This is a genomic window from Sphingobacterium sp. WOUb80, assembly GCF_050058145.1.
In the GTDB taxonomy this organism is placed as follows: domain Bacteria; phylum Bacteroidota; class Bacteroidia; order Sphingobacteriales; family Sphingobacteriaceae; genus Sphingobacterium.
Genome location: NZ_CP165617.1, coordinates 361,598 through 377,732, shown reverse-complemented (window position 1 = coordinate 377,732; position 16,135 = coordinate 361,598). Strand labels below are relative to the sequence as shown.

Genomic DNA, 16,135 nt, shown 5'->3' with positions numbered 1-16,135 from the left:
AATATCAATTAATTCGCCTACTGTTTAAATATAATGAAAGTAGCACAAAAAAACGTATATTGACATTAAATCACAGTCAAATGAAACGCATATATTATCTATTCGGTTTTTTACCAATATTGGTTACCTTAAAGGTAGAAGCCAAACTTTCAACAACGGTAGAGCATACCCGAATATGGTCCGATCCCCCTTCTGACAATATGAAAAAGTACATGATTAAAATGGCTATTTCAGATGGATTAGACAAAAACGCTATAAAAATAGAAACCGATAGCTGGGGAGATGTTATTCTTTCAGATACCTGGAGAACCATTAAATTTAAACGAGGTAGCTGGGGCGAATATACAACCGTAACTAAGGATGATGTTAAAATAACCATAAAAGAAGACTTTTCAGGCAATATTGTCGTAAAAAATGAAGATGGTGACAGAAGTCCATCTACAGTTTTTAGAAATATACACGGTAATTTGGAGATCCGTGATGAAAAAGGAAACGTCAAAACTGTCTCCAAAAATATTTTAGGTGGCCTCGATATTCGAGATAACCAAGGCAATAGCTCAACGATATCAAAAGATATTTTAGGCAATTTGGAAATTCGTGATAACAAGGGTAATTCAACTAGGGTACAGAAAGATATTTTGGATAATCTCACCATTGAAAATAGCAATGGTCAACGTACTACAGTGAGAAATGATATTCTTGGTGGTAAAAAGATTGAAGACAATAGCGGAAATCGGGTTTCAGTTAGAAAGGATATTTTCGGGAATTATGATGCGAGTGACAATAATGGAAATCGAGCTTCCGTCAAAAAAGATATCCTTGGAAAAATAACTATAGATGATCCAAAAGGTATTCTAAATGAAACCGTGAGATTGCAATTGATTGAAGAACTCTCAAAGAACTAATTTTTTCGAAAATTTGCCTATTTTACAGGTGAATAATCCAACATTAAGATGGACCAAAATATTATCGATTTAATTATAGATGAAATAACAAAACATCCTGAAATCTCTTACCGAAGACCAAACGCGAACGAGCTTGAAATATTTGGCAGCCCCGCTCAGGGTTTTGATATTACATTATATATTGACATAAGAGAAAATATGCTCATTTTTGACCAGTTCCATTGGCATTATGATAATACAGAAGAGGAAATAGACGACATGTTAAATCAGATAACATATGCTTATTTGGACTTATTAGGATAAAGGAATTTTCAAACAACAAACATCCTTATAAATGGGTACTACAGATCCAAGATCCGGAAGGTAACTGGTGCGATGACCAAACCATGGGAAAAATAAACACTTTTTTTGGGAAACCTGATATTAGATATTTGCAAAATATGATCTTAACAAAAGATACAGAAAACAATTCATATTCTTTACCCAACGAGGATAAAACTTAATTTTCCAATAGAAGAAAATAAAAGGATAGCTGGCCTTCGCTAAAAGCATTCCATCCTACTCAAACAGGGAACTGAAGCAAATCCAACATTCGAATAGTTAAAGATTTCCAAAAGAAGATTAAAATTCCTAAAATTGCATGCTCATTTTGACAAGATTTGTTTCGACATCATCAGCATGAATTTGCCCTGGCTTGTAGAACGTGATATAAGCAAATAAGCCAAATCTCTTGCTACAAATCGGCTAAAATTAAACGCTTATAATAAGATGAAAAAGATTATATTTTTTCTATTACTGGTACCTTTTTGGGCTGCTGCTCAAGAGCAAACTATCCAGAACTTTGTCGTAAAGGAAAACCTGTCCAAAAATGGAAAATTGGCTGTAGTTGCATTGGATTCGTTGGGAAATACCAATGAGACCATCAATGGCAATTACCTATTTACAATCAATGGTTTCTCTCAGCCACTGCAATTTCATGAGGGTGTTGCTGTCCCAAATCAGAAAATTGAGTCATCAACCTTCGTATTTTTCAGTCATAAAAATCAGCAAACTTCCAAAGGACGTTTATTTTATATCTATAAGAGCGATAGTGGCCTTTCTCCTTTTGCCATTAGCGGATTGATGTTTTTAATTATTCCTGCAGTCGTCTTAGGAATCGCTTACATGTTTAAAAAAGTGATTATGACGGCCATCGCCCTGGCAATTGTTTTCTTTTTATTCAACCATTCTCAGGGTTTGGACTTGAGCAAAATTTTTGAATCTATATTTTCAAGCCTCAAAAATCTAATCGGTTAACAAAGTAACAAATCCGGATAGCGGGAAAATAACAGAACTGAAGCGATTCGCAATACAATACATCAATTGTAATTAGAACGGCATACCGATTCCAAAATTGTATTGAATAAAATTGTATCGATCCGGTCTGTGGGTTTCATAATACTGTGCCTTAAATTCTTTGGAATCAAAGAAGTGTTTGATCACCCATTGATCAGCACCTGAGAATTGGGGATCTTTTAGTTTAAGCCCGGCATCTAAGCGAATCACAAAATAGTCCGAATCGAAACGGAGCCCAAAACCGGTTCCAATGGCCACTTGCCCAAGGAATTTATTGAATTTAAACTCCCCTCCTGGATTCAGTTCTTCATCCTTCTTGAGTCGCCAAACATTTCCCATATCCACGAATGTCGCTCCATTCATCTTTGCGCCCAGAAAATTATTGAGTAATCTGAATCGATACTCCGCATTCGCTTCCAATTTAATTTCGCCCAACTGATCTAAATTGCGCAGGTTTAAGCGCAAATCTTCACTGAGACTCTGACGGTTATAAGCCCCAGGACCCAAGGTACGTGCCTGCCAAGCGCGTATGCCATTCATCCCCCCGCTATAGAAACTCTTCTCAAAAATCAACAGTTTGGAGTTGTTGCCATATGGGATCGCTATCCCTGGATTAAAACGAAAGACAAATTGCCTATTGCCGCCAAGATTTCGATAGAGTCTATAATCAAGTTCAGTTTTGGCATACTGAAGAAAGGGCACACCGAATATTTTTTTCTCACCATCAGCATTCTTAGGCAATTTTGCCAAGGAGCTAATAAGATCTAATACGTTTCCACTCACATCCAATGTTCCTCTGAAATATTGAAAGTCCTCCTTGCTATTCAATTTCTTACCATTCAGGACAAAGGTATATTGTGTTCCTAAACCAAAATATTGACGATCATTACTACGCACATACAGCTGATAACCTTCCTGTACGAGCTTGTTCCGGAAATTGGAATCCAGTCGTCCATCCCTATATTCTAGTACAATAGGTGTAAAACTATGGTACTTATTTTCCGTTTCATACCAGGAATAATTCAAGGATGTTATAAAATAACGGTTCGAATACGTTTTATCTTGATCGAATAACTGCAAAGTCATGGAGTAGGTCGTTTTGGGCAAACCAAATTTACCTCCTGGATTAATATGAAAGGGCACCATCAGACGAGGAATAACCAAATTTACGCCTGCCTGAAAATCGTTATTGAATATTTTACTTGAAAGCCCGCCTGCCAAACGTGGATCAAACAAGACACCATAACGTAATTTCACTTCCAGCTGCTCAGAGCCACCAAAGATATTACGTTGCGAAAATGTATTCCCGATATTGAATCCGCTCATCCCCGAACTAAAGGTATATTCACCCTCTATTTGATTTCCCATCCGGGGTCTTGGGACAAATTCATAGTGTACATCAAGTTTATTCGAATCTTTTTTGACAAACTGCATTTTAACAGAACGAAATCCATTCATTTCATACAATCGGTCATAGGATTTATTTTCCTCCCGCAAGGAATAGTACTGACCTGAACGTAAATACATATAACGCTCCAAAGGTTTCCATCTGAAACTATTTGTTTCATCAACAAACAAAAGTCGCTTTGCCGAATCTACGATGCGACGAGGTTCCTTCTTGGACATTGTTCCATAATTCCTTATCGTCATATAAACACTATCTATTTGATACTTTTTATGTATCGTAGAGTCAGATGGATTTTCGACATTAATTTTCAAGTCGATCAAAGGTCCATCGATCGTTGAATCAACCCCAGCACGCATATATTGCCTTATATAATCGTAATAACCATTGTTACGCATAGAAACATAAAGTTTCTCCCGCTCATCAAGCAACTTTGCGGCATCATATTGGGTATTGGGTTTAACCGCAGTTTTTGGAAGTACCTCCCGTTCAAATATTCCCTTTATATCTTCGTCCTCAAATTTGCGTTCAATATTTCTAACCTGGTAAGGGGCACCTTCATCCACCTTAAAGTCAATATGTGCTCTCTTTTTGGAAACTGAAATCGCTGGTTCGACCTTAGCTTTAAAGTAACCTTTTGAAAATAGAAAACGTCGGATTTGATTGGCGGATAAATCTACCATTGCCGAGTCAAGCAAGTGAGGTGGTTCGCCGACATTCCGAATTTTCTTAGTTTTATAGCGCCCGTTTTTAGTATTGAACGTATTGTAAATAAATAGATTTACCCTTGAATTAGGTCTTATTTGATTGGAAATATACGTTTCGGAAGATTCTTTCAATGCAGGGGTGACACCAGAAATCTGTACTTTTGTAACCAGAGCTTGGTCATCGTCAAGATATTTTGAAGACCGGCATGATGCAAAAAATAACACTAAAAGCGTTATACTTGCAAATCCGATAAAACGAGGATACTTAATCATCAAATAAAAATGTTGTCAAAAGCGCAAATCAGTCTAATAACGTCTCTACAAAATAAAAAGTATAGAAAACAACACGGCCTGTTTATCGTTGAGGGTATAAAATCCGTGATGGAATTTATTTCATCAAGTTATGAGGTTGAGTCTATTTTCTACACGGACGACGCCAACACAAAAGTGGGTAAAATCTCGCATAATATAAAATCCCATGAACTAACGGAAACTGAATTCCAAAAGATTAGCGCACTGAAATCGCCACAGGGTATACTCGCTTTGGTCAAACTTCCTTTACAGCAGAAAATTGTACCAAGTAACTTAAAAAACAAGTTTAGCCTTGTGCTCGATGATGTGCAGGATCCAGGCAATCTGGGTACAATTATCCGCACGGCGGAGTGGTTTGGAATCGAACATATTATCTGTTCCATTGGAACTGTAGACGCCTACAACCCAAAAGTAGTGCAAGCAACCATGGGCTCACTGGCCAGACTCCAGATTCACTATACTGATTTAACTGATTTTATTCCGGCAACTGGATTGAAAGTCTATGGCGCCCTGCTTAATGGTCAATCCATTTATCAGACTGTGTGGGCTGATGAGGGGCTAATTGTTATGGGTAACGAAGGAAATGGCATCAGCGACGAAATAATAGCTTTGATCGATCAAGCTGTCACTATACCACGTCTAGGGCAAGCTGAATCATTGAATGTAGCCGTTGCGACGACCATTTTCTGCAGTGAAATAGCCCGACAACAATTGATCTAATAGGCGACAGCTCTGTTTCGTCGCTTACAGCTTTTGATGTAATCCGATCCTGTTTCCTTCCAAATCTTCAATCTCTGCTACGGCAAAGCCCAAGTCGGTATGAAAGGTGGCTGGATATAACTCTTTCCCCCCCAGCGCTAGCGCTTTCACGATTGTATCGATCACATTTTCTACATGGAAATAAAGGAGTACACCCTCACGTGTAGGTTTATAAATTTCGCCTTTCGCCAGAGCACCAGTAATCCCAGATAAGGTTTCTTGAAATGGAAAGTAAGCCATTTGGTTATCGTCAAAATCTTCCTGTTCAAAGGTAAAATTGAATAACTGGCTATAAAACGCGATTGCGCGATTCAAATCCGATACCGGAATTTCAAAATAAACACCTGGATTTCCACGTTCTTGCATGTTTTAAACAAATGGTATTACCAAAAATAACCTTTTTTTAGGCACTAACGCCCTCACCGTCGTATTTTTCCATCTCATGGAAAGAATTCTATTATTTTTCCGCCAAAAGAAAAAGCTTAATCGCTCCAAAAACTGTACATTTGCCTCATTCCTTTGAAGGATGAATAATCGCCAACATCCATTGTCCTTTTTTGAATATTCACACGATAAAAATTGCGCCATGCCAGCTGAACAGAAATCCATCTATACGCTTCAATTTATTTTACTTTGCTTAAGCTCACTCCTATTTTCTTCTAGCTTCAATATGATCATTCCCGAACTACCCAATTATCTGAGCAGTTTGGGCGGAGCGGAATATAAAGGATTAATCATAGCGTTGTTTACATTGACTGCTGGAATTTCGCGCCCTTTTAGTGGTAAATTGACTGATCGCTGGGGACGTGTACCAGTCATGGCCATTGGATCCATTGTCTGCTTCATCTGTGGTTTTCTTTATCCCATTTTAACATCAGTCGCGGGCTTTCTATTCTTACGATTGATACATGGCTTTTCCACTGGTTTTAAACCCACCTCAACTTCTGCTTATGTCGCCGATCTGGTTCCTCAAAAAAGATGGGGTGAGGCGCTAGGGATGCATGGATTGGCCTTTAGCGTCGGTACAGCTGTTGGCCCAGCAATTGGCAGCGCTATTTTCGAGGCCTTTGGTATCAATGTGATGTTTTATTGCTCTTCTTTCATGGCACTTCTCTCCATTCTTATCGTCATTAACATGAAGGAAACACTGGCAAAAAAAGAGAAATTCAATCTCTCCATGCTCAAAATAAACCGCAGGGATATTATTGAATGGCGTGCCCTTCCAGCTGGAATCGTCACGTTTTTATCTTATACCGCTTATGGAGTCATTTTAACACTAATTCCCGACTGGAGTGAATACCTGGGTCTTAAAAATAAAGGGCTATTTTTCCTGGCCTTCACCATTGCATCGGTATTGATACGTTTTGTTTCCGGCAAAGTTTCGGACCGTTACGGGAGACCAAAAGTCATTGTTGTCGGAATAGTCATTATCGCTATTGCACTCGTTGCTATCGGTATTGGCAATAGTTTCATTGGCATGATGATCGGAGCAAGTATCTATGGCGTGGGTACAGGTATACTTTCCCCTGCCGTCAATGCCTGGACGATTGACCTTAGTTTACCCGAACATCGCGGCAAGGCAGTAGCAACCATGTACATCTCACTTGAAGCTGGAATAGGGCTTGGCGCATTGCTTGCCGGATTGTACTATAGTGATGTTATCCTGCGGATTCCAGTCATTATGTATGCCAATGCCGTAGTTTTGCTACTTGCGCTGACCTATATGCTGAGCTGGCAGAGAAAACACAAAGCCCACTAGTCTGAGTTCGATTTAAAACATAGCTATTTGATTTGGGGTTTGGATTTCATAGTTGATTTTCTGATAGCAGCCCTATTGTTAAGATAATCAAGATAAATATTAAAACGAAAACATAGGTCTACCAAGAAGTAGCTAAAATCAATTTTTATTTAATGTTTAGACAGTAATCAATCAGTGCTAATTCAGTCTACACTGAACAAGCACTGAACAATCACTGAACAAGCACTGTTTAAATGGAGAATCTCAGCTCCCTCTAATATCCCTTTGTTGCACCTAAAATCTTCGTTTCTTTGTGACCTCCCTCTCTTCAAAATATTAAGCGTACACGCTTACCGGAGTAGAATCAACAAACGATATGCCTGAACAGGCATCCAAGTAACAGGTTTTTAGAAATAGTAAGCTATATATTGCATATAAAAGGTAATTTATCTAAGTTTGATTATCATGGTAAGCAATTATTTAAAGCTTCAATATACGTTACTATCTCGGCATATTCGCGCTACAGGACTGCCTGTTTGGCTCGCCTTTCTCCTCTTGTTTGGATTATGTTATTTTGCTTATTATGCATTGCTTCAATATCCGCTTTTTGGTTGTTATGCCCTACTGCTTGGCAATTTTCAAGCACTGTTTCTGCTCACAGAAAAAAACAGAAATGACTTTCTCAAAAACACCTACAGTAAGCGAAATTTTCACAAGATCAGAATAGTTGAGAATGGTCTATTAACGCTGCCGTCCCTTTTCATTCTTTCCCTCCACAGCCAATGGCGCTATATATTGTTATTGACTATTTTGGCCGTTGTTTTTGCATTTTTGACATTTAGGGCTTTCGGAAAATCTATTCCGACACCTTTCGCAAAAAAACCTTTTGAATTTATCATCGGGTTCCGACGGAGCTACCTGCTTTTGCTTGTATTATATCTATTGGCCGGAATCGGTTTTTATGTAGCCAATTCCAATCTTGTTTTATTTTGTGTCGTTTGCATTGCGCTCACCTGTGTTTTCTATTATCAATTACCGGAACCTATTTTTTACCTTTGGAATAACCAGCATACACCAACAGTCTTTCTGATGCGAAAGTTCAAAAGAGGAATTTTACAATGCCTACTCTTGGTACTGCCCCTTCTTTTTCTGTATGTTGTAATCTTTCCATCGGATTTATTTAATGCCTGTATTGTATTGGGCGGAATATTACTTTTACTTCCTTTTGCAATCACATTAAAATACGTCGCTTACCCACGGGAGATCAATTTCCCTGAAGGATTTGCTTTGGCACTTTGTTTTAGCTTTTACCCCTTGATTCTAGCGCTCTTGCCCTTTTATTATATCAAAGCAATCAACAATCTAAAAAATCACTTATGATCGAGCTTACGAATATCAGTAAGTCCTTTGGACAGCATCAAGTACTGCACGAGATTACTTACACCTTTGATAGCGGAAAAGTATATGGTATCGTCGGTGAAAATGGCGCCGGAAAGACAACGCTGTTTCGTTGTATTGCTGGATTAGAAACTGCCTCGGGAAGTATAAAATCTAATTTAGAACCCCTGAAAAACAATTTAGGTTACCTCACTTCGGATCCATATTTCCTTTCTAAGCTCACGGGGGAAGAGTATATTTATCTGCTGACAGATGCGCGTGGTAAACAGATCAAAAATCTCAGTGAAAGAAATATTTTCGAGCTGCCGCTAAAGGAATATGCAAGCTCTTATTCCACAGGAATGAAAAAAAAGCTTGCGCTGACAGCAACACTGCTGCAGGACAATAATTATTATATCCTTGACGAACCTTTTAATGGCATAGATCTACAAAGCAGCATTATTCTTACGGAGATTATTCTTCGTCTAAAAGCAATGGGCAAAACGATCCTGATTTCGTCCCATATCTTTTCCACGCTAAAAGATACCTGCGATGAAATCTTGGTACTCGAAGCTGGCAGAATCAGTAAATCTGTAAAAAAAGAGCAGTTCGGAGATTTTGAGGAGGAAATGAAAGAAAAAATACTACAAAAAGATATCGACAAATTGTGGCTTTAGTATGCCGTAACACTTGAGATAAACAATATGGAAAAACACTTACCTATACTGGAAACTGAACGCTTAATTATCCGTCCAATACAGATGGATGATGCCGCTTATTTTTTCGCAATGGATTCACAGCCGGAGGTCCATACCTTTCTGAATAATGAACCTGTTCAATCCATTGAAGAAATGAAAAAAGCCATCGCGCATATTCAGCAACAATATGAAAAATACGGTATAGGCCGTCTAGGGGTCGTTGAGAAATCAAGCAATCAATGGATAGGCTGGACGGGATTTAAATATATTGACGAATTGGAGAACGGACGTATTGGTTTTTTAGACCTTGGTTATCGTTTCAGAAGGGAATCTTGGGGAAAAGGCTATGCGACAGAAGCCGCACTGGCCTGTATGCAATATTATCGCGAACAGCTTACCCATCTTGAAGTGCACGCTATCACACATACGGGAAACCTGGGGTCAAGGCATGTCTTGGAAAAAGTAGGATTTCAGGTAACTGAAGAATTTCATTTCGATCTATGGAATATTCCCTGTTATTGGTATGATCTAGCCATTGACCAATCAACAAACTAATTATATTAGTTTTAAAAACTAATTTTTTTAACTTTTCATAGTTTCACTGGGATAAAACAAAATGGTTTTGTATTTTTACACGTTCGAATAAAATAACATTTCGAACATTTTCTGTATTGTACAATTTAATCTATTGCTGAGTAAATGAGTGACGAAACGAACTTCCCAACGGAAGACAATCAAGAGGAATTAGGATCAGGAAAAACAGAAAGCGGAAGTCAAACGATACCTCTATCGGGACTATACGAAAACTGGTTTTTGGATTATGCATCCTATGTTATCTTGGACAGAGCCGTACCGCATATCAATGACGGCTTAAAACCCGTACAACGTCGTATCCTCCATTCCTTAAAGGAAATGGATGATGGAAGATATAATAAAGCAGCCAATGTTATTGGTAATACGATGAAATATCACCCACATGGTGATGCTTCTATCGGCGACGCCATGGTGCAGCTGGGACAAAAGGATCTTTTGATCGATTGTCAAGGTAACTGGGGTTTTCCTATTACGGGAGATTCTGCAGCAGCTCCGCGTTACATCGAGGGAAGATTATCCAAATTTGCAAATGACGTTGTCTTCAACCCTGAAACTACGGAGTGGCAACTGAGTTACGATGGACGGAATCGCGAACCTGTTACCCTTCCGGTAAAATTTCCTTTACTATTAGCTCAGGGAGCTGAAGGTATCGCTGTCGGTCTGGCAACCAAGATTATGCCGCACAATTTCATTGAGCTCATTGACGGATCAATTCAGGTATTAAACGGTGAACGTCCGAATATCTTCCCAGACTTTCCTACGGGTGGTATGGCCGACGTTTCAAATTATAATGAGGGTCAACGTGGCGGCAAAATCCGTGTACGTGCGAAAATTGAAGAACGCGACAAAAAGACGCTCGCAATTACAGAAATTCCATTTGGAACCACGACTGGCGGTCTAATTGAAAGTGTGGTTACAGCCAACGATAAAGGGAAAATTAAGATCAAAAAAATCGAGGATAATACGGCAGGAAACGTTGAAATCATCGTGCATTTAGCACCTGGAATATCTCCCGATGTAACGATTGATGCCTTATATGCCTTTACAGCCTGTGAAGTTTCCATCTCGCCCAACACCTGTGTGATCAAGGAGGAAAAACCTCACTTTATGAGTGTCAACGATATTCTAATCGAGAATACCGTAAACACTAAAAACTTATTGAAACGAGAATTGGAGATTCGCTTAAATGATCTTCAAGAAAAGATATTCTTCAGTAGTTTATTAAAAATATTTATCCAAGAAGGGATGTACAAGCATCCGGATTATGAAAATGCAGGTGACTTTGAGGTCGTGGTGCAAGTTCTGAATCGCTTGTTTGAACCTTTCTTCGACCAATTCTACCGCGAGATACGTCCGGAAGATTACAAAAAATTGATCGACAAGCCAATGAGCAGCATTACACGTTTCGACGTTAAAAAAGCGGACGAAATGATGAAAACGCTCGAGAATGAGATTAAGGAAGTTAAACGCCATTTACGCCAATTAACGGAATACGCTATTGCATGGTTTGAAAAACTCCGCGAAAAATATAGTAAAGACCGTGAACGTAAAACTGAATTGCGCATATTCGACAAAGTAGAAGCTACACAGGTGGCCTTGGCGAATGCCAAACTATATGTTAATCGCGAAGAGGGATTCATCGGTTCGGGCATGAAGAAAGATGAGTTTGTCTGTGACTGTTCGGATATCGACGATATTATTGCCTTCCGTGAAGATGGGAAATATGTTGTCAGTAAAATCCAAGATAAAGTCTTTGTCGGAAAAGGTATCATTCATGTCGCTGTTTTCAAAAAAGGTGATGAACGTACCATCTATAATGCCATCTATAAAGAAGGTGAAACTGGCACGAGCTACATCAAACGTTTCTCTGTCGTAGGCGTTACACGCGATAAAGAATATGATGTATCCAAAGGATCAAAAGGATCGAAAATTCTATATTTCTCAGCCAATCCAAACGGTGAAGCAGAAGTCGTTAATATACAGCTTAAACCGCACACAAAATTGCGTAAGTTGAATTTTGACATGGACTTTGCCGAGATTGCAATCAAGGGCCGTGCGTCCCAAGGAAATATTGTATCGAAGTATCCGGTCAAAAAAATCAGCTTCAAAAGCTCTGGTGTTTCCACACTGGCGGGAAGAAAAATATGGTATGATACGGTCATGAAACGTCTAAACGCAGATGAACGCGGCCAATACCTCGGTGAATTTGATGGCGACGACAAAATATTGGTAGTTCTTTCAGACGGCACCTATGAATTGTCAAACTTTGATTTAAGCAACCACTTCGATGAGAAAATGATCCGGATCGAAAAATACTATCCAGACCATATCTATACAGTCGTGCATCAGGACGGCAAGAGCGGAACCTATTTTGTCAAACGTTTTAAATTTGACGATCAGCCTATTGGAAAACGTATTTCCTTTATCAATGAAGATGCAGGATCCAAATTGATCTTGATGAGCAATGCCGCTGAACCTTTGGTCAAATTGGATATCTTAAAAGGCAAATCTCAGACAGAAGAGACACTTGATCAGCCTTTGACTGAAATTATTGATGTAAAAGGAATAAAAGCACAAGGAAACCGCCTGTCTTTCCATACGGTAAAATCGGTTACCCTATTGACCACAGATGAAGATTTAAGTCAAAAAGGGAAAGAAAATCCTTTGGCAGAAACTACTGATGCTCCAGAAACAAAGGTTGATAGTGCAGAACCTATTGCGGAAAGCTCCCCGAAAGAAGCTGAGCCCACGGAGAAGAACGACGACATCAAACTGGAGATCACCAATCCGGATGACGTCCAGATTGATGATAAAGGACAGATGGAGATGTTCTAAGTCACGTTTAATAAAATACAAAAAAGGCTCGAATAAATATTCGAGCCTTTTTTGTATTTTATTCTGACAGTCAATTCTTATAGACGCTTTATCATCTCCTTGAACGCTCATTTTACGCTGTCTATTTCAAGCAGCAAAGAGGCTCATGCCTCACATGATAACTTCAACGAAGATCTTACTACGCTTTAAATTCTTTTAAGAATTTTTGAAGCTTCGGTGCAATAACAACAGAACAAAATGGATTTTCGGGATGATCATTAAAATAATTATGATGATAGTCCTCGGCTAACCAAAATGTGACGGCCGGCTCAACTGCCGTGACAATAGGATCTTCATAAACCTCCTCATTTTCCAATTCGTCAATAAAATTCTTCGCCAGAATCTCTTGCTCCTCATTATGATAAAACACAACTGACCGATATTGCGTTCCTACATCATTTCCTTGACGGTTCAATGTAGTGGGATTATGTGTCTTGAAGAAAATTTTCAACAAATCTTCGTAATTCACCAATTCATCATCATATTCCAATTCAACGACTTCAACATGATCTGTTGTGCCCGTACATACTTGCTCATAGGTCGGTTTATCGATATGTCCCCCCATATAACCAGGCAATACTGATGTTACTCCTTCCGTATTCTGGAAAATAACTTCTGTACACCAAAAACATCCTCCTCCAAATGTTGCTTTCATATTTTTATATTCTTGCGTATTTTAACTTTACATTTACCAACATCTGCTGCACCATATCAGCAGTTCCTAATAATGTTTAGACAAATATAATTATTTATTAGCAATGGCTTCTCTTATTAGCATTACGAAAAATCCCAGGTTCACGTTCTACTTAGCTCTGAGAATGAAACACCCAAGCCGCGCACGCTTATTTTTAATATTAATAGTAATGCTTTCCTTTAATCAATAAATCTTGCTGTTTACTGTCGCAAACCGCATAGGAAAAGCCCTGTTGTAAAGCATAGGCCCCATATTCTCCTTTTTTATTCATTGCTAAGAAGCCAACTTGGATTTCCTTCGCAATTGCCGGTTTTTTCTTCACAATACGCATGACGGCTTCCTTACAGGCATCTTCTGGAGAATATCCCTGACGCATCAATTCAACTACCAAAAAACTACCTACATTCCGTATAACTTCTTCACCTACTCCGGTAGACGTAGCCCCACCTACTTCATTATCGACATAAAGACCGGCACCAATAATAGGACTATCTCCTACCCGGCCATGCATCTTGAAAGCCATGCCGCTTGTCGTACAGGCTCCCGAAATATTTCCATTGGCGTCAAGTGCCAACATACCAATGGTATCGTGATTATATTGGTTTCCCGGCAAACGTTCCGCCGCAAAGGACTGATTTTCAATATTGGCTACGGGTTTGTATTTTTTCTCCTTCAACCACTCTTTCCATGCTTTTTCGCCTTCTGGAGTTAGTAGGTTTTCTTCCTTAAAACCATTTTCCAAAGCAAATTGCAATGCGCCTTCGCCTACCAGCATCACATGCGGCGTTTTTTCCATCACCAAGCGTGCCACTGAAATCGGATGTCCAATTTTTTCCATTCCAGCAACCGCACCGCAATTACCATCAGCGTCCATAATGCAGGCATCGAGCGTCACATGGCCATCGCGATCGGGATAGCCCCCTTTACCAACGGTCATATTTTTCAGATCGGCTTCGGGCACACGTACACCTTGTTCAACAGCATCCAATGCCTTCCCTCCTTTTGACAATATTTCCCAAGCGGCTTTATTTGCTGCAATACCAAAGTCCCAGGTTGAAATTACAATGGGGTATTTTTTCACATTCGTTTTTGCTCCAACCGACAATCCTTTCGCATCAAATGCCGTTAATGTCCCCGCTGCAGTAGCAGCAATTAAACCTTTCTTAATAAAATCACGTCTTGAACTCATTTCCTTATTACTATTTTATATAAAATCGCTGTCTATCAATCCGGCAAAGGATCGATAATTAAATCTGCTCCAATTCCCCCTTCGATCTGCTATGGAACATGTTATGCTTCATTTTTTGGGTCCCGAAGTAAATTGAAGAATTTTGACTTCACAATCTATAAGCAATATTACAAAATGGTTTTAGCAATTAGATGATTTAATTAAAATTAAACCCAAACATTCGTTTTTTAGCAACATAATATCAAAATCACTTAAAAATCGACAATAAAAATTGACTTATATTATGAATTAATCCTATCTTTAGAAACAAACTAATTCGCATGAAAAACACGCTAAAATTCGCTATTATAGCCTATGCAAGCCTTATTGGTACGGGTAGTAGCCAGGCACAGCAGCTGGATTCCACCACTTATTTCAAAATTAAAGAGTTGCAAGAAAACGTAAAACGTGAATATGCTCCGGATAAAAGAACCAAGATTGTGGCCATCCAAAAAGCGGATATAGCGCAAAACCAATATGTGCTTGAAACAACCGAGAAAGATGCGCAGTTCGTTCTCCAACAAAAGGCAAAAGAAATCTCGGCCAATATTCAGGTACAGCTATTGCCTGACGCGAGTGTGGGAGAAAAGACGGCTGGAGTCATTAGACTTTCGGTTGCTAACATGCGTACTTTTCCAGATAATGCGGCAGAATTGACCAGTCAGGTTTTATTGGGCACACAGGTTGACCTCTTGCAGAAAAAGAGTGGCGATTACCGTGTTCGTACTCCTGACGGCTATATCGCTTGGGTACCCAGTTCATCCATTGAGGCGATGGACAAAACCATGTTGGCAAATTGGCGGCAAGCGGAAAAAGTGATCTATACCGCTGAATTCGGAAAATCGTATTCTGAAGCCAATGAAAAAAGCCAACGCGTTTCGGACCTGGTCTATGGCGATATCCTGCAGTTAAAAGGGCAGAAAGGTAGTTTTTATGAAATCGCTTATCCGGATGGAAGATTGGGATACATCAAAAAATCAGAAAGCCTGACATTAAAAAATTGGTTGGACACACGCCAACCAACAGCAGAAAACATTATCGCCAGCGCGAAAACGATGTTGGGGCTTCCATATTTATGGGGCGGAACATCTGTCAAAGGTGTAGACTGCAGCGGTTTCACTAAAACAAGCTTCTTTATGAATGGCTTTGTGATTCCTCGCGATGCATCTCAACAGGTACTTGCAGGTGAAAAAATAGACATATTGGATCAAGAGGGACATTTTGACCCCGAGAAAGCGCTAAAAAACCTAAAACCCGCGGACTTGCTTTTCTTTGCTGCCGGTAAAAACAGTAATCCAAATGCACGTGTCACCCATGTTGCGCTTTATATCGGTAATGGCACCTTTATTCACGCCGCCGGATTAGTGCGCATCAACAGCATGCTAAAGGACGCCAGCAATTATGATGATTTTCAGACCCGTACTGTGGTTGCCGCACGCCGTTACCTTGGTGCCCACGATAGTGCAATACAGAAAGTCGTTGAAAGCAATTATTACAACAACAAATAAT

The 16,135-nt window shown here is 39.4% G+C and carries 14 protein-coding genes; 10 read left to right on the top strand and 4 right to left on the bottom strand.

What is annotated here, in order from left to right; genetic code table 11:
* Positions 1 to 80 precede the first annotated feature (80 nt).
* The 3 genes from AB1Z56_RS01455 (at position 81) to AB1Z56_RS01445 (ending at position 2,201) form a co-directional block, all read left to right on the top strand.
* Positions 81 to 905: a hypothetical protein gene (locus AB1Z56_RS01455; protein WP_426790883.1), complete on the top strand. Its 825-nt coding sequence runs from the start codon at positions 81 to 83 to the stop codon at positions 903 to 905.
* Between the two features lie 48 nt (positions 906 to 953).
* A complete protein-coding gene (locus AB1Z56_RS01450; RefSeq protein ID WP_426790882.1) occupies positions 954 to 1,208 on the top strand; it encodes a hypothetical protein in 255 nt (84 codons plus the stop codon).
* Positions 1,209 to 1,673: 465 nt separating this feature from the next.
* A complete protein-coding gene (locus AB1Z56_RS01445; protein WP_426790881.1) occupies positions 1,674 to 2,201 on the top strand; it encodes a hypothetical protein in 528 nt (175 codons plus the stop codon).
* A gap of 72 nt (positions 2,202 to 2,273) precedes the next feature.
* Here AB1Z56_RS01445 and AB1Z56_RS01440 read toward each other — a convergent pair whose 3' ends face one another.
* Entirely contained in the window at positions 2,274 to 4,625 is a 2,352-nt protein-coding gene (locus tag AB1Z56_RS01440) for a BamA/TamA family outer membrane protein (RefSeq protein ID WP_426790880.1), read from the bottom strand.
* A 9-nt stretch (positions 4,626 to 4,634) separates the two neighbouring features.
* Here AB1Z56_RS01440 and AB1Z56_RS01435 point away from each other — a divergent pair, with 9 nt between their 5' ends.
* Entirely contained in the window at positions 4,635 to 5,384 is a 750-nt protein-coding gene (locus tag AB1Z56_RS01435; protein ID WP_426790879.1) for a TrmH family RNA methyltransferase, read from the top strand.
* A gap of 24 nt (positions 5,385 to 5,408) precedes the next feature.
* Here AB1Z56_RS01435 and AB1Z56_RS01430 read toward each other — a convergent pair whose 3' ends face one another.
* Complete coding sequence (locus tag AB1Z56_RS01430) at positions 5,409 to 5,789, bottom strand: VOC family protein (RefSeq protein ID WP_426790878.1); 381 nt, start codon at positions 5,787 to 5,789, stop codon at positions 5,409 to 5,411.
* 220 nt (positions 5,790 to 6,009) lie between these two features.
* Between AB1Z56_RS01430 and AB1Z56_RS01425 the strand changes: the two genes are divergently transcribed.
* The 5 genes from AB1Z56_RS01425 (at position 6,010) to AB1Z56_RS01405 (ending at position 12,665) form a co-directional block, all read left to right on the top strand.
* Positions 6,010 to 7,182: an MFS transporter gene (locus AB1Z56_RS01425; protein ID WP_369012341.1), complete on the top strand. Its 1,173-nt coding sequence runs from the start codon at positions 6,010 to 6,012 to the stop codon at positions 7,180 to 7,182.
* Positions 7,183 to 7,626: 444 nt separating this feature from the next.
* Positions 7,627 to 8,541 carry a hypothetical protein gene (locus AB1Z56_RS01420; RefSeq protein ID WP_309365083.1) on the top strand — a complete coding sequence of 305 codons (915 nt, stop codon included), beginning with the start codon at positions 7,627 to 7,629 and terminating at the stop codon, positions 8,539 to 8,541.
* On the top strand, positions 8,538 to 9,215 hold the full coding sequence (locus AB1Z56_RS01415) for an ATP-binding cassette domain-containing protein (RefSeq protein ID WP_426790877.1): 678 nt from the start codon (positions 8,538 to 8,540) through the stop codon (positions 9,213 to 9,215). Before AB1Z56_RS01420 ends, AB1Z56_RS01415 begins: the two co-directional genes overlap by 4 nt.
* Before the next feature lie 27 nt (positions 9,216 to 9,242).
* On the top strand, positions 9,243 to 9,791 hold the full coding sequence (locus AB1Z56_RS01410) for a GNAT family N-acetyltransferase (protein ID WP_309365079.1): 549 nt from the start codon (positions 9,243 to 9,245) through the stop codon (positions 9,789 to 9,791).
* 144 nt (positions 9,792 to 9,935) lie between these two features.
* Complete coding sequence (locus AB1Z56_RS01405) at positions 9,936 to 12,665, top strand: DNA gyrase/topoisomerase IV subunit A (protein ID WP_426790876.1); 2,730 nt, start codon at positions 9,936 to 9,938, stop codon at positions 12,663 to 12,665.
* 178 nt (positions 12,666 to 12,843) lie between these two features.
* On the opposite strand, the gene msrA is transcribed toward AB1Z56_RS01405, so the two are convergent.
* Both msrA and AB1Z56_RS01395 read right to left on the bottom strand, forming a co-directional pair.
* A complete protein-coding gene (gene msrA / locus AB1Z56_RS01400; RefSeq protein WP_343558119.1) occupies positions 12,844 to 13,359 on the bottom strand; it encodes a peptide-methionine (S)-S-oxide reductase MsrA in 516 nt (171 codons plus the stop codon).
* A 199-nt stretch (positions 13,360 to 13,558) separates the two neighbouring features.
* The gene (locus AB1Z56_RS01395) at positions 13,559 to 14,587 is read right to left on the bottom strand and encodes a N(4)-(beta-N-acetylglucosaminyl)-L-asparaginase (RefSeq protein WP_426790875.1); all 1,029 of its coding nucleotides are present in this window, start codon (positions 14,585 to 14,587) and stop codon (positions 13,559 to 13,561) included.
* A gap of 320 nt (positions 14,588 to 14,907) precedes the next feature.
* Between AB1Z56_RS01395 and AB1Z56_RS01390 the strand changes: the two genes are divergently transcribed.
* Positions 14,908 to 16,134, top strand: a complete 1,227-nt coding sequence (locus tag AB1Z56_RS01390) for an NlpC/P60 family protein (RefSeq protein WP_309365073.1) — start codon at positions 14,908 to 14,910, stop codon at positions 16,132 to 16,134.
* The last annotated feature ends 1 nt before the right edge of the window (position 16,135 follow it).